We start from the raw sequence: 13,473 nt of genomic DNA, 5'->3' as shown, positions 1-13,473 counted from the left end.
TCCCATGTAATTGCAGTCAGGGACCACACGCAGAGCCAACCTTCAGCGCCGGAGGCGGTACTCCGGCGCGCTTTTCTTTTGCGTGACGTGGGTGGTGATAATTAACGCGACGATTGCCTTGACTTTCGAGTCATGCTCTCCAGTTGCAAAGTTGCACAAATAATTCCTCGCATCGTACAACTCTGTTCGCCGGCAGCGTCGTTCATCACCGGCACGGTGCTGCCCGTGGATGGCGGCTATCTGGTTGCGTAACGCAGCACTCACGGCGCGGTGCCACTGTTCGCACGCGCGCTCTTGCCGCGCAGGAATTCCAGCCTCAAGGCCGAGCGCAGCGCTTTCAACGAAGGCGTGCCGTCGCTTCCCGATGCCGCGCTCTGCGCCGCATTGCCATCGGTCCAGTAACGCACGTGCGAAAGCAGCGTGCCGTCCAGCCGCTTGCCCGTCGAGGGCACCACGGCAACATCGCGGACGCCCGTTCCCAGCACGCCATTAATCGGTCCTCCTATCAGATCACCGAAGATCCAGCGCCGGTAGGGAAAGTACAGGTTCGTCCAGCGGGTGCAGCAGAACGGGGCGCCATGGTGAGCCACCCGCACGCTGCGAACGATCGTTTCGGCACCCTGCTGGATGCGGTAGCGCGTTTCATAGCCCAGCGTGTCGTTGCCGGCAGGCGGGCAGCATGGATATTCGTGCTGCACTTTCCTGCGCTTGAAATCCTCTTCGTTGTCGGCCATGAGGAACTGCGCATGCGTCAACGGCGAGCCGAGCGTGACGAAATCGGTCACGAGCCACGGCACGCCAATCGCGCGAAACTCCGACCACAGTCGATGCTGGGCTTGCTGGAACGATTCGATCGCCGCGCGCGTGGGCGGCCCGGCGTCGAGCTTCGCGGCCTCCTGCTCGAACGCCTTCAGTTCAGGCTGCTTTTGCGGATGAGGCGTCCCGGGCTGGCGCAGGTCGCTCCACAGGTTGCGGATGATATCGAAGCCGATCACCGAACCCAGACTGTGCCCGACAATCACGATCCGGCTGTACTTGCCCGACTCGTGCAGCGAGCGCACGAGCTTGATCCCTTCGCTGCGGATCTTGTTTCTCGCCTCGATGTTGCCCGGGTTGGGCGTGAGGTAGCGCGCGGCGTCCGCCACATAGCCAAGCACGACGTACGAGGCAATCGACTGCAGAATGAACGTGAGCACGCCACCCGCGAAAATCCACTTGCCTAACCAGTCGAACAGATGCGAGCCCGAAGTGGCATCGACCCAGGACCCCGCAACGAGCAGAACGATCGCAAACACCAGCAAACCCCAACTCGCGAACCACGCGGGCCGCAGCGCGGACACGACGGACGAGGGGCGTCGAAACAGAAGCCACAGCATCCATCTGAACACCTGGCTGTATTTCGAGCCCTCCATGTGGTGCGCCCAGTAGTACTCGTAGAAGTCCGTCTGGGGGCGGCCCTCCTGCCGGCTGGCCGGTGCCTGCAGGCGCCGGGTTTCCAGCAGATCGCCCATGGCGTCCGGCTTGCTGCGGTACTTGGTGTCGTAGCCCGAAACATCCGTGAGCACCGCATCGACAAAGCCGCGCAGCGTGTCCATGGGGCGCTGCTCGCCTATGCCGTGGATCACCACCACGGCCTGGCGGATACGCCGCCCGTCGTCGCTGACGGCCTGCACCTGCGCGTCGCCGCTGCCGGCCGCCGGCGCAGCCGTACCTGGAGATGGCTCCATGCTCCTGCTCCCCGTGAGTCTTCCCGCTACCTGAATTCTTCCCGTTCCTGAACTAGATTAAATACGAAAACGGCGTTCAACGGCATTGCCGCGATCCTCCACCACGAGGTCTTCCGCCATGACGCAGGCACCAGTACCGGACCAGACGATCCGCGACAGCAACGGGCGCGTGTTGCTATTCAGTTGCGACGACTTCGTCAACGACATCTGCCTCGGCAATTCGTGCTTTATCTGCGGCGCCGCGCCTGGCACCAAAGAATTCAATTACGAGCATGTCGTGCCGCGCTGGGTGCTTCGGCACTACAAGCTCTTCGGCGCGGAAATGACGCTGCCCAACGGCGAATTTCACCACTACGACAGCTACGGTGTGCCCTGCTGCAAGGACTGCAACAGCTTCCTCGGCGACCACGTGGAAATACCCGTTTCGCGCCTGTTGAAGGGGCGCTTCGACCAGGTGGCCGCCCGGCTCGACGACAAGGCCATGCTGCTGCTTTTCATCTGGCTCAATCTCCTCTTCGTCAAGACTCACCTGAAAGACCGGCTCCTGCCGGTTCATCGCGATTCGCGCAAGGGAAGCGGCAAGATTGCCGACGCCTATGACTGGCCCGACCTTCATCATATTCACGCGGTTGCGCGGGCACCGTTCGTGGGCACCGAAGTGGGCCGTGCTGTCATCGGATCGATTGCCATCTTTCCGGTCACCGATCTGAGGGCAGGCGAAACCTTCGACTGGATCGATCTCACGGCGGGACAGACCGTGGCGATACGCGCGGGCGAGACCGGCATTGTCGCGGTGCTCAACGACGCGAAGATGGCCCAATGGGCGATTGCTCACATTCTCCACAGCATCGACGGACCTTTGACCACCACCCAGCTTAGAGAGTTGGCCGCCCGCATGGCCGTGGCCAATATGGACCTGAAGAACCGGCCTGTCTTCGGAACAGCGCTATCGAAAGAAGCGCCGCACAACGTTCGGCTCTGGGTCGAGACCGATCCGCAGCCGGCCTTCAACGACTTCGATCCGTCCCGGTTCGGCACGATCATGGCGTTCGCGCTGCGCGATCTGCTCGACCGCCTGGAGATCGGCGGCGACCGGGGCGCCGACAAGATACGCGCGCATCTGCTGACCGGCCGCGTCACGTTCATCGGCGACGAGCATGGCCGGTTCGTCTCGCGCGGCGGCAAGCTCCTGCGCTGATACGGCAATAAGCGGCGCTCAGTGCGCCTGCAACGTGATGCCGGAGGACATCAACGTCACGAGGCCCAGCGCCACGGCGCACAGCAGCGCATAGGTGCCCGCCAGAAACAACGCCCGCGCCAGTTGCGGCCACCAGCGTCCGCCATAGACGCGCCTGAGCGCGACAACCAGCCAGACGAAAAGCACGGCGACAGCGCAGGCTGCATACGACCGTATGCCCGGCAGCAGGCAGACGAGAAACGCGATAAAAGCGAAGGCATGCAGGTGCAGCGAAAATAACAGATGGACTCCGTAACTTTGCTGCCGGCTTCGATAGGCGAGCGCGCACATTGCCGCGAACAAGGGCATCAGCACGAAAAGCGCATAAGGCAGCCGGTGCAGCAGATGTTCGCTGAATGCCGCGAAGCTTTCGGGCTGATTCAACTGGCCGACGACCTGGGCCGCGAACGAGAGCAAACGTCTTTCGTCGGGATCGGCGTCGGACGCCGCGATCGTTGCGAGGGCCTGCGCCGGGTGCGCCACCGGCTTGCCGTCGATATGCACGACCTGCAGCGGCGTGAACATGCCGGACCAGCCAAGCAGCAGGAAGAAGAGAAAGCTGAACGTCAGATAGAGCGGCAGCGGCTTGACGTAGCGCTTGCGCCGTCCGGCGAGATACTCCGCCGTGAGCTGCCCCGGCTTGAGGATGAGCAGCTTGACCGTGGCCACCAGCTTGCCTTCCGCGGCCACGTAGTGATGCAGATACTCGTGCACGAACTCATGCAGCGTAGGCAACTCATGGACTGTCTCCTGGCCGCACTGCGCGCAATACGGGCCATGCACGGCGGCATCGCAATTCGGGCAATGCTCGGGCAGGGCATGCGGGGCGTGCCGGGCGACGGACATGAGCTCACCTGAGCGGGAGTGGGAACAGCGCGCATTCTGAAGGCGAAGGCTCATGGGCGTCAACCGGGCGGCAGGCGCGTAACGCGCCGCTCCGCGCGCTTGCCGCATAACACCGGCCGTAAACGCAAAATGCGGAAGCCGGTTCGCACCCGCTTCCGCACCGCATCAGGTAGGATGTCCGTCCGTTAAGACTGCCAGGCAGACGGCCCCCGTCCTTTAACTCATGTGCAGCCCGCCGTTCAGCGAGAAGTCCGCACCCGTCGAGAAACCCGCTTCGTCCGACGAGAGCCACGCGACGATCGAGGCGATCTCATCGGGGGTGCCCAGCCGGCGCACGGGGATGCTCGCCACGATCTTCTCCAGCACCTCGGGCTTCACTGCCTTCACCATGTCCGTGCCGATATAGCCCGGAGAAACGGTGTTGACCGTCACGCCCTTGGTGGCCACTTCCTGCGCGAGCGCCATCGTGAAGCCGTGGATGCCTGCCTTGGCCGTCGAGTAGTTGGTCTGCCCGAACTGGCCTTTCTGGCCGTTCACCGACGAAATGTTGACGATACGGCCAAAGCCGCGTTCGACCATGCCGTCGATCACCTGTTTGGTGACGTTGAAGAGGCTCGTGAGATTGGTGTCGATCACGGCGACCCAGTCCTCGTGCGTCATCTTGCGGAACACCACGTCGCGCGTGATGCCTGCATTGTTGACGAGCACGTCGACTTCGCCGACGTCTTTCTTGACCTTCGCGAACGCGGCGACCGTGGACTCCCAGTCGGCCACGTTGCCTTCCGAGGCAATGAACTCATACCCGGCCGCCTTCTGGTCTTCGAGCCATTTCACGCGGCGCTGCGAGTTCGGCCCGCATCCGGCGATCACCGTGTAGCCGTCCTTGAACAGCCGCTGGCAGATCGCGGTTCCGATGCCGCCCATACCACCGGTTACGTAGGCAATACGCTTCGCCATAAATCCTCCTTTCGATTATTGAGGGGTATAAGCCAGTCGACAAAAGCCATGGAGGATGGAAGTCAGTTTGACGACCGCGCGCGCGCCGCACGATGGGCATAAACCCCTACGTGAAAACGCGAAAGATGTCCGGCGCCGCGTGGACGGCAAGCCCGTCGTTCAGACCGGCAGCACGCTGACCGCCACCTCCACCTGATGCTCGCCGCCGCCGAGAAGCGAGCCGCGCAACAGCGACACGTCGCTATAGTCGCGGCCGGTGGCGAGCGTCACGTGATCAAGGTCGGCAAGGACGTCGTTGGTCGGATCGAGGTCGATCCAGCCGCTTGCCGGGCAGTGCACGGAGACCCACGCGTGCGAGGCATCCGCGCCGATCAGGCGCGGCTGGCCCGGTGGCGGGTCGTTGCGGAGATACCCGCTCACGTAGCGGGCGGGCAGGCCGAGCGAGCGCAGGCAGCCGATCATCACCTGCGCGAAGTCCTGGCAGACGCCGTGGCGCATCTCGAAGGCCCGCGCGGCGGGCGTGTCGAACTCCGTGGCCGAGGTCTCGTACTCGAAGTCCGCGTGAATGCGGTGCATCAGGTCGATCGCACCGAGTGCAACGGGAGTGCCGGGCGTAAAGCTCGGCAAGGCATAGGCGCGCAACTCGGGACTCGGAACGACGTTCGGCGATGCAAAGCAAAATTCGGACTCCGGATAAAAAAGCGCACCAGCACGATAGCGCAGACGCTCGGCGACCTGTTCCCATGGGGGCGTCGTGGACGCGTCGAGTGTATCCCAGCGCGGTGACAGCTGTACGACAGTCTCACTCGTCATGCATAACGTCTCGTGCGGGGTATCGAGCGAGAAGTAAAGCACATCATTGCCGAACGCGTCTATGCGACTTGTTCTATAGGAAGGATACGGATCAATGCTTTCGGTGTGCGACACAATCTGCTGCCACGCACAGGCCAGCGGACGAATGGTCGCGAGATGCTGCGCCGTGGCCACGGCCATCGAGTAGCGGTAGGTCGTTTTATGCGAGACGCTTAGCGTAGTCGGGCCGTTCATGCGCCTCCCGGAGCCGCAGGCGCCGCCGCATGGCTGAAATAGCGCGCGCTGATTTCGCTGGAAGCCGTCATCGCGATCGCGCCAAGCCGGTCGCACAGTTCCACGAGCACGGGATAGCCGCCGTATTGATCCGTCGTGCAGAGCTGTTCGAGCGTCGGCATCGATGCGATATCGGGCATGAGCGCCGCGAACGGCAGGCGCGGCGCACCGCCCGCGGCCGCTTCGATCTCCGCGAGCTTCTGGCGCAGCCGCGCATAGACGCCATAGAGGCCGCGCGGATTCATTTCGTCGATCACGAGCAGGTCCAGCAGCGCGGGCACTTCCAGCCGCCCCGGATACATGGAGCGATAGGTAAGCGTCGAATCGAACAATTGCAGCAGCAGATCGAAGCCCTCGGGGCTCGCGAGCAGCCCGTTCGCCGCCACCGTGCGCAGGAAGGTGGCCATGGTCCACATGCGCTCGATATGACGGCCCGCGAACAGCAGCCGCCAGGTTTCGTCGCGCGTCATGCGGTCGCCCTGTGCGCCGCTGATGGCCAAAAGCTGCGTCGCGAGATGTTCGAGCGCATCCATCAGCGCAACGCGGTCGTAGCGTTCGCCCGCGGCGGGAGGGGCGATGCGCACGAGGGCGTCGCGAAAGTCATTGCGCGCCGCGAGAATCGTGCGCCAGTGGTCGTTCGAAAGCCGCCCGCGCACTTCGCCGCAGGCACGCGCCTGGCTTGCGAGGCAATGGCCGATGCCCGGCACGCTCGCCTGTTCGCCAAGGCTTGCCACCAGCGCGCGTTCGAACGCGTGCCGCGAACCGTTCACCACCGTATCCGTGCCCGTAATCAGGCCGCATAGCGAAGCGAGTTCGACGAAGGTGGCGAACATCGTATCGGCATCGTTGCTTTCCAGCGAACCGAGGATCAGCCGGCACAGGCGCACGCCGTTCTCGGCGCGTTCGCCATAGCGGCCCGACCAGAACAGGTTTTCGGCCGCGCGGCTCGACACCGTGCGGCGCGTGCGCGTGGCGAGGTCGCCGGGCTTCATCGGCGAAGGCAGCAGCGAGAACGGCGGGCTCGGCTGCTTCGAAAGCACCCACGTATCCACGCTGCTGCTGCCCAGTTGCATCGACTCCGTGGTCTGCCGTTCGGCGGCGAGGCGCGTGAAGCCGCCCGGCACCACGCGCCAGTTGCCCGTGAAGTCGGCAATGGCGTACACGCGCAGCACCGAGGGGCGGCCCGCCAGCGTGCCGTCCTCGTAGCGCGGCGTGCACGAATACGAGAGCGGCGCCTGGATCGTGAAGGCATCGGCGGCATGCTCGATGCGCTCGCGCCATGCGGGCAGCGGCTGGCGCCCCGCCGCCAGGCCCGGCGCCGCGCCGGATGCGCGGCCGGTCCGCACGGACGGCCAGGTCGGCACGAGAAACGCTTCGTCGAGCTGAGCAAATGCCGCCTCGCAGGCAGCCGCCTCGCCGCACCACCAGGTCGGCACGCTCGGCAATGCGAGCGTTTCGCCCAGCAGCGCCCGGGCGAGTTCGGGCATGAAGCCGTGCAGCGCGGGCGATTCGACAAAGCCGGAGCCGGGCACGTTCGAGACGATCACGTTGCCCGCGCGCATGACCTGCAATAGGCCCGGCACGCCGATGGTCGAATCGGCGCGCAGTTCCACCGGATCGCAGAACACGTCGTCGAGGCGGCGCAGCACCGCGTGCACGCGCTCGAGTCCCTTAAAGGTCTTCAGGTACAGCATGTCGTCGCGCACCGTGAGGTCCTTGCCCTCCACCAGCGTCACGCCCAGGTAGCGCGCAAGGAACGCATGCTCGAAATAAGTCTCGCTGAAGGCCCCGGGGGTGAGGAGCGCGAGATGCGGCGCGGCGCCGGCTTCGTCGCCATGCAGGGTCGTGCGCGCGGCGTCGGCGAGCGTGGCGATCAGTTGCGAGTAGGCCGGGGCGAGCCGCCGCACGCGCATCGTGCGAAACGCATCGGCAAAGAGGCTGGAGACGATCAGGCGGTTTTCGAGCGCGTAGCCGAGGCCCGAAGGCGCCTCGGTGCGATGCGACATCACGGTCCACACGCCCTCGGACGAACGCGCGAGGTCGATCGCGACGATCTGCAGATAGCCGCCGCCCGGCGGCGTGTAGCCCTTCACGGGCCGCAGATAGCCCGGATGCCCGAACACCAGCGCGGGCGGCAGCAGGCCGCGCGCGAGGAGCGTCTGGGCGCCGTAGGTGTCCGCCACGATCGCTTCCAGCAGCCGCGCGCGCTGGATCACGCCCTGCTCGATCTGCGCCCATTCGGTGTCGTCGATCAGGAACGGCAGCAGGTCGAGCGACCAGGGGCGCGACTCGCCCTTGTCGGCATAGACGTTGTAGCTGATGTCGTTGTCGCGCACCTGGCGTGCCACGGTTTCCCGCGACTGTGTCAGGGCCGCTGCGCCCTCCTCGCCGAGCAGTTCAAAAAACCGCCGCCACGGCTCGCGCAGCGCGCCGGTCTCGTCGCACAGTTCGTCCCAGTGTCCCGCGCGCGGCGGCAAGAGACGCAGGCGCGAGAGGGCGTGCGCGTGGGACGCCGTGGCGTCGAGGGGCAGGATCGACTGGAAAGACAAGATCGTATCGGTGTTGGAATCAAGGGTCGGTGGGGCTCAGCCGCGCAGGTCCAGCGTGAAAGGAAACTCCAGGCTGCGTTCGAGCGGCGCGATCGCGACCGGCCCCGGTGTATGGCCGATCGTGAAGAAGCGCGCCCGGCGGCGGCTTTCAGCTTCGTAGGCGTTGACCGGAAACATCTGATAATTGCGGCCGCCCGGATGAGCTACATGATACTGGCATCCGCCGACCGAGCGGCCCGTCCAGCTGTCGATCACGTCGATCGTGAGCGGCGCATGCACGCCGATGGTGGGATGCAAGGCGGATGCCTGGGCCCACGCGCGGTAGCGCACGCCCGCCACGTACTCGCTCGCGCGGCCCGTGGGCTGCAGCGGCAGCGGTTCGCCGTTGACCGTCACCACATGGCGGTTGTCGTTCAGGCCCAGCACGCGAATTTCCAGGCGCTCCACGGAAGAATCGACATAGCGCACCGTGCCGCCCGGGGCGCCCTCCTCGCCCATGACGTGCCACGGCTCCAGCGCATTGCGCACCACCAGCGAGAGGCCGCTCGCCTGCATTTCGCCCACCGGCGGGAAGCGGAATTCGAAGTGCGGCGCAAACCATTCGCGCTCGAACGCATAGCCGGCTTCGTTCAGGTCCGCGAGCACGTCGTCGAAATCCGCCTGCACGAAAGTGCCGAGCATGAAACGGTCGTGCAGTTCGGTGCCCCAGCGCGTAAGACGCGTGGTGTACGGCGTGTGCCAGAAGTGCGCCACGAGCGCGCGCAGCAGCAGTTGCTGGACGAGGCTCATGCGCGCGTGCGGCGGCATTTCGAAGCCGCGCAGTTCCAGCAGGCCGAGGCGCCCGGTGGGGCCGTCCGGCGAATAGAGCTTGTCGATGCAGAATTCGGCCCGGTGCGTGTTGCCGGTCACGTCGATCAGGATGTTGCGCAGCGTGCGGTCGATGAGCCATGGCGGCACGCGGCCGCCGGCGCCCATCTCCGCGAGCAGGTCGAGCTGGCGCTGCAGTTCCCGGAACGCGATCTCCAGTTCGTACACCTGATCGTTGCGCGCTTCGTCCACCCGCGGCGCCTGGCTCGTCGGGCCGATAAAGAGCCCTGAAAACAGGTACGACAGCGAGGGATGGTTGTGCCAGTAGGCGATGAGGCTCGCGAGCAGATCGGGGCGACGCAGGAAAGGGCTCGCTTCCGCCGTGGCGCCGCCCAGCACGAGATGATTGCCGCCGCCCGTGCCGGTGTGGCGCCCGTCGAGCATGAACTTTTCGGTGCACAGGTACGACTCGTGCGCGGCCTGGTAAAGGTATTCCGTGTGATCGACGAGTTCGTCCCAGTTCGATGCCGGATGAATGTTCACTTCGATCACGCCCGGGTCCGGCGTTACCTGAAGCACCTTCAGGCGCGGGTCGCGCGGCGGCGGATAGCCTTCGATGACGATCTTCAAGCCGAGGTCTGCCGCGGTGGCTTCGATGGCCGCGAGCAGGTCGAGGTAGTCGTCGAGCGCGGCGAGCGGCGGCATGAAGACGTAGAGCAGCTGGCATTCGGTGCCGATCGATTCGTTTTCGACTTTCGGCCCGGCGGCGCGCGCGGGATTGCGCGCTTCCACGCACAGCGCCGTGCGCGTGATCCACGAGGCGGATTCGCCGCGTGCGGGCAGGCGATTCACATCGAGGTCATCGCCCGGCGTGGTGCGATCTCCAGCGCTCTGCTTGTGCCGCTTGCCCTCGCCCCCTGCTTCACCCTGGCCGCCAGCCGGTGCCGCTGCATAAGCCGTTGCAGGCCGCCCTTCCTCGCGATACTGCATGCGCAATTCGGCCGCGCTGCGCAGCGGCACCGGCGGCGCAAACGGGTCGTGCGCGTGCTGCCACGGGTAGTCGTTCGACGAGACCCACGGCAGCGAGTCGAGCGGCAGCCGATAGCCCATGGGCGAGTCGCCCGGCGTCAGGTACATGCGCCCGTCGCGGAAGAACCACGGTCCCGTCACCCAGCGCCCACCGGCCAGCGCGCCAGCCTGCTCGCGCGCGAGCGGCAGCACGTAGCCCGTCACCGCGCCGAGGCCCGCGTCGAACACGCGGCGCAGCCGCACACGTTCGAGTTCGTCGTCGAGGCGCGAGTCGAACGGATCGACGTTGACCGGCAGGCGGCGCTCGCGCCATAAGTAGTACCAGGTGTCTTCGTAGGCTGCCTGGACGTATTGATCGTCCAGGCCCAGCTTGCCCGCGAGATGGCGGACGAAGCGGCTCGCGTCGTCGGCTGTGCAGATGGCGGGGTCGCGTTCGTCGGCGAAGAGCGATGGGTCGTGCCAGCAGGGCTCGCCATCCGCGCGCCAGTAGAGCGACATGGCCCAGCGCGGCAACTGTTCGCCCGGATACCACTTGCCCTGCCCCACGTGGAGAAAGCCGCTCGCGCCGTAGCGCGCGCGCAGCTTGCTCATGAGCGCCGCCGCATAGCCGCGCTTGGTGGGCCCGAGCGCATCGGTGTTCCATTCGGGCGCGTCGCGGTCGCGCACCGCCACGAAGGTGGGCTCGCCCCCCATCGTGAGCCGCACGTCCATGTGCGCAAGCTGCGCGTCCACCTGCTCGCCCATGCGCAGTACGGCAGCCCACTGTTCGTCCGTATAGGGCTTCGTCACCCGCGGCGTTTCCAGCACGCGCTCGATCGCCATGGTGTGGCCGAACTCCACCTCGCATTCGTCCACCGCGCCCGAGATGGGCGCCGCGCTGCCGGGTTCGGGCGTGCAGGCCACGGGAATGTGGCCTTCGCCGGCCAGCAGCCCGGAAGTGGGATCGAGGCCGATCCAGCCCGCGCCCGGCAGATAGACCTCGCACCACGCGTGCAGGTCGGTGAAATCGGTCTCGGTGCCGCTCGGGCCGTCGAGCGCCTTCACGTCGGGCGCGAGCTGCAGCAGGTAGCCCGAAACGAAACGCGCCGCGAGACCGAGCTGGCGCAGCGTTTCCACCAGCAGCCAGCCGGTGTCGCGGCACGAGCCCGAGGTCAGCGCGAGCGTTTCCTCGGGCGTCTGCACGCCGGGCTCCATGCGGATCAGGTAGCGGATCTCGCGTTGCAGCCGCTGGTTGAGCTCCACGAGGAAGTCGATGGTCACGCGCGGCGTGAGGTCGATGCTCTCGACGAAGCGTGCAAAGCGCGGCGTGGGCTCGCGCTTCACGAGATAGGGCGCAAGCTCGCGCTGCAGCTCCGCGGGGTAGACGAACGGGAACTGTTCGGCTTCGGGTTCGAGAAAGAAGTCGAACGGGTTGTAGACGGCCATCTCGGCCACCAGATCGACCGTCACCTTGAACTCGCGCGTCGGCTGCGGGAACACGAGCCGCGCCTGCCAGTTCGCAAAGGCGTCCTGCTGCCAGTTGACGAAGTGATCGGCAGGCTCGATCCGCAGCGAATACGAGAGGATCGGCGTGCGGCAATGCGGTGCGGGCCGCAGCCTCACGACCTGGGGCGAAAGCTGCACCAACCGGTCATAGCGGTAGTGCGTGACGTGATTTAGCGCGACTCGAATAGACACACAGGGCTCCTGATCAGATCGTGAACCGGCGTACTGCTCCAAGGCCTGTTCACGGCAGGAACGGACCCTGGCCTTCCCGCCTCCGGCGTAGCGTGCGTGGCGGGGCCACCTTGCCGAAAACGGCGAGGTAACAGCAATCTTCGTGCCGAAATATGACAGTTCGCGGTGGAGGGCGTCTGTCCGGGCCGATGGGCGGCCCGGCACGCACCCGTTCGGTGCGAAAAGCCGGCGGTGCGCACCAATGCGGTACGGCGCGGCATGACGTGGGACGGCCGGGCCGTCCACGGTTGATCTATCACCCTTCAATGGCAGCCCGGCCAGGCGCTGCTCCCGGACAGGAGCGGGCTCTGCCCTGTATCACAGTGGCACAACCCTGGGCTTGCCCGATGACCCGGGTTCAGGCCTTCGCCAGCATGCCCGACCCGGCGCCCGCTGCCGCCTCGCGCAATTGCGCGAGCAACGCGTCGCCCGACCAGGACGGACGCATTTTCGCCTGCTCGGCCTCGCGCACCAGCGCGCACAAACGCGCGTTGACCGGCGCCTTGCGGCCCAGCCGCTCCGCGAGGCGAGGCACCTCGCCGTTGATCCAGTCGATCTCGGTCTTGCGGCCCGCGCCCAGATCGTCGGACATCGAGGAGCGCGCGAGCGGATCGATCTTCAACATGCGGCGGCCAAGCCGCTCGAACCAGGTGTCCGGCAATGCGAGCAGCCGCGGAATCCAGTGCGGCGGAAACGGCGTGAGCTTCGCGGGGCGAATGCCCGCCGCGTCCAGCAACGCAAGCAACTCCTGCTGCGCCATGGCGAGGCAGCGCCGGTAGGCGCGCTGCGAAAGCTCCTCTTTCAGCGGCCGGTTGGCAAGCGCATTGATGGCGTTGTTCAGATTCAGCAGCAGCTTGGCCCATTGCACGGGCAGCATGTCGTCGTGTTCGACGAGCGGCAGTCCTGCACGGCCGAAGTCGGCGAGAAAGGGCTGCAAGAGCGCGGCCCCCTGCACTTCGAGTTCGCCGCCCGTGCCTTGATGGAACGCACCGGGGCCCCGCTCGATCACGTTGAAAGGCACCATGCCCGCCAGCACCGGATTGTTCGGCAGCGCGGCGCGCAGCACCTCGGCGTTGCGCACGCCGTTCTGAAAGCTGATGACGGGCACGCCGGCCGGCAGCACCGCGGCAAGCTCGGCGGCGGCTTCGGCGGTCGCCGCCGATTTCACGCTCACGAGCACCAGATCGGCCGTAGCGGCCGCGGCGCCCCCGGTCGCGTACTCGATGCGGTGCGCTGCCGCTTCCCAGCGGCCGCCGTCGTAGTGCGTGAGCACGACGCCATGCTCACGCAGCAGCCCGCCCATGCGCGCACGGCCGACAAACACGACTTCGCTGCCGCCCGCCAGCAAACGGCCGCCCAGATACACGCCGATCGAGCCGGCACCATACACACAGATCCTTGCCATTTCCCTACCTCGATGCGGCGCGTCTGACACTTTTGCCGCGAATGTGCCGTGAACGTGCCGCGAATCTTCGCAGGGCATGCGCAATGCATCCCCCCCCGATGAACTGCGGGACAG

The 13,473-nt window shown here is 66.0% G+C and carries 8 protein-coding genes; 1 reads left to right on the top strand and 7 read right to left on the bottom strand.

The window, feature by feature from the left end:
- Nucleotides 1-260: 260 nt before the first annotated feature.
- Nucleotides 261-1,727, bottom strand: a complete 1,467-nt coding sequence (locus BFE01S_RS39760; protein WP_052420958.1) for a hypothetical protein — start codon at nucleotides 1,725-1,727, stop codon at nucleotides 261-263.
- A 118-nt stretch (nucleotides 1,728-1,845) separates the two neighbouring features.
- On the opposite strand from BFE01S_RS39760, the gene BFE01S_RS39755 reads away from it, so the two are divergent.
- Nucleotides 1,846-2,925 carry a hypothetical protein gene (locus tag BFE01S_RS39755; RefSeq protein WP_052420957.1) on the top strand — a complete coding sequence of 360 codons (1,080 nt, stop codon included), beginning with the start codon at nucleotides 1,846-1,848 and terminating at the stop codon, nucleotides 2,923-2,925.
- An 18-nt stretch (nucleotides 2,926-2,943) separates the two neighbouring features.
- On the opposite strand, the gene BFE01S_RS39750 is transcribed toward BFE01S_RS39755, so the two are convergent.
- From BFE01S_RS39750 to BFE01S_RS22640, 6 genes are all read right to left on the bottom strand, one after another.
- Nucleotides 2,944-3,810: a DUF3667 domain-containing protein gene (locus BFE01S_RS39750; RefSeq protein WP_169742656.1), complete on the bottom strand. Its 867-nt coding sequence runs from the start codon at nucleotides 3,808-3,810 to the stop codon at nucleotides 2,944-2,946.
- A gap of 216 nt (nucleotides 3,811-4,026) precedes the next feature.
- Complete coding sequence (locus tag BFE01S_RS22660; RefSeq protein ID WP_028227470.1) at nucleotides 4,027-4,767, bottom strand: 3-ketoacyl-ACP reductase; 741 nt, start codon at nucleotides 4,765-4,767, stop codon at nucleotides 4,027-4,029.
- Between the two features lie 159 nt (nucleotides 4,768-4,926).
- Nucleotides 4,927-5,814, bottom strand: a complete 888-nt coding sequence (locus BFE01S_RS22655) for a transglutaminase family protein (protein ID WP_028227469.1) — start codon at nucleotides 5,812-5,814, stop codon at nucleotides 4,927-4,929.
- Nucleotides 5,811-8,402, bottom strand: a complete 2,592-nt coding sequence (locus BFE01S_RS22650) for a circularly permuted type 2 ATP-grasp protein (RefSeq protein ID WP_028227468.1) — start codon at nucleotides 8,400-8,402, stop codon at nucleotides 5,811-5,813. Before BFE01S_RS22650 ends, BFE01S_RS22655 begins: the two co-directional genes overlap by 4 nt.
- 36 nt (nucleotides 8,403-8,438) lie before the next feature.
- Nucleotides 8,439-11,915, bottom strand: a complete 3,477-nt coding sequence (locus BFE01S_RS22645) for a transglutaminase family protein (protein ID WP_028227467.1) — start codon at nucleotides 11,913-11,915, stop codon at nucleotides 8,439-8,441.
- 397 nt (nucleotides 11,916-12,312) lie between these two features.
- Complete coding sequence (locus BFE01S_RS22640) at nucleotides 12,313-13,359, bottom strand: 2-dehydropantoate 2-reductase (RefSeq protein WP_028227466.1); 1,047 nt, start codon at nucleotides 13,357-13,359, stop codon at nucleotides 12,313-12,315.
- Nucleotides 13,360-13,473 lie beyond the last annotated feature (114 nt).

Source organism: Paraburkholderia ferrariae NBRC 106233, from assembly GCF_000685035.1.
GTDB lineage: Bacteria > Pseudomonadota > Gammaproteobacteria > Burkholderiales > Burkholderiaceae > Paraburkholderia > Paraburkholderia ferrariae.
This window is presented reverse-complemented; position numbering and strand designations above follow the sequence as displayed.

Bases quoted from the DNA above. Each gene is read 5' to 3' on its own strand.
- BFE01S_RS39760 (WP_052420958.1), bottom strand. From the start codon at position 1,727: ATGGAGCCATCTCCAGGTACGGCTGCGCCGGCGGCCGGCAGCGGCGAC.
- BFE01S_RS39750 (WP_169742656.1), bottom strand. From the start codon at position 3,810: ATGTCCGTCGCCCGGCACGCCCCGCATGCCCTGCCCGAGCATTGCCCG.
- BFE01S_RS22660 (WP_028227470.1), bottom strand. From the start codon at position 4,767: ATGGCGAAGCGTATTGCCTACGTAACCGGTGGTATGGGCGGCATCGGA.
- BFE01S_RS22640 (WP_028227466.1), bottom strand. From the start codon at position 13,359: ATGGCAAGGATCTGTGTGTATGGTGCCGGCTCGATCGGCGTGTATCTG.
- BFE01S_RS39755 (WP_052420957.1), top strand. From the start codon at position 1,846: ATGACGCAGGCACCAGTACCGGACCAGACGATCCGCGACAGCAACGGG.
- BFE01S_RS22655 (WP_028227469.1), bottom strand. From the start codon at position 5,814: ATGAACGGCCCGACTACGCTAAGCGTCTCGCATAAAACGACCTACCGC.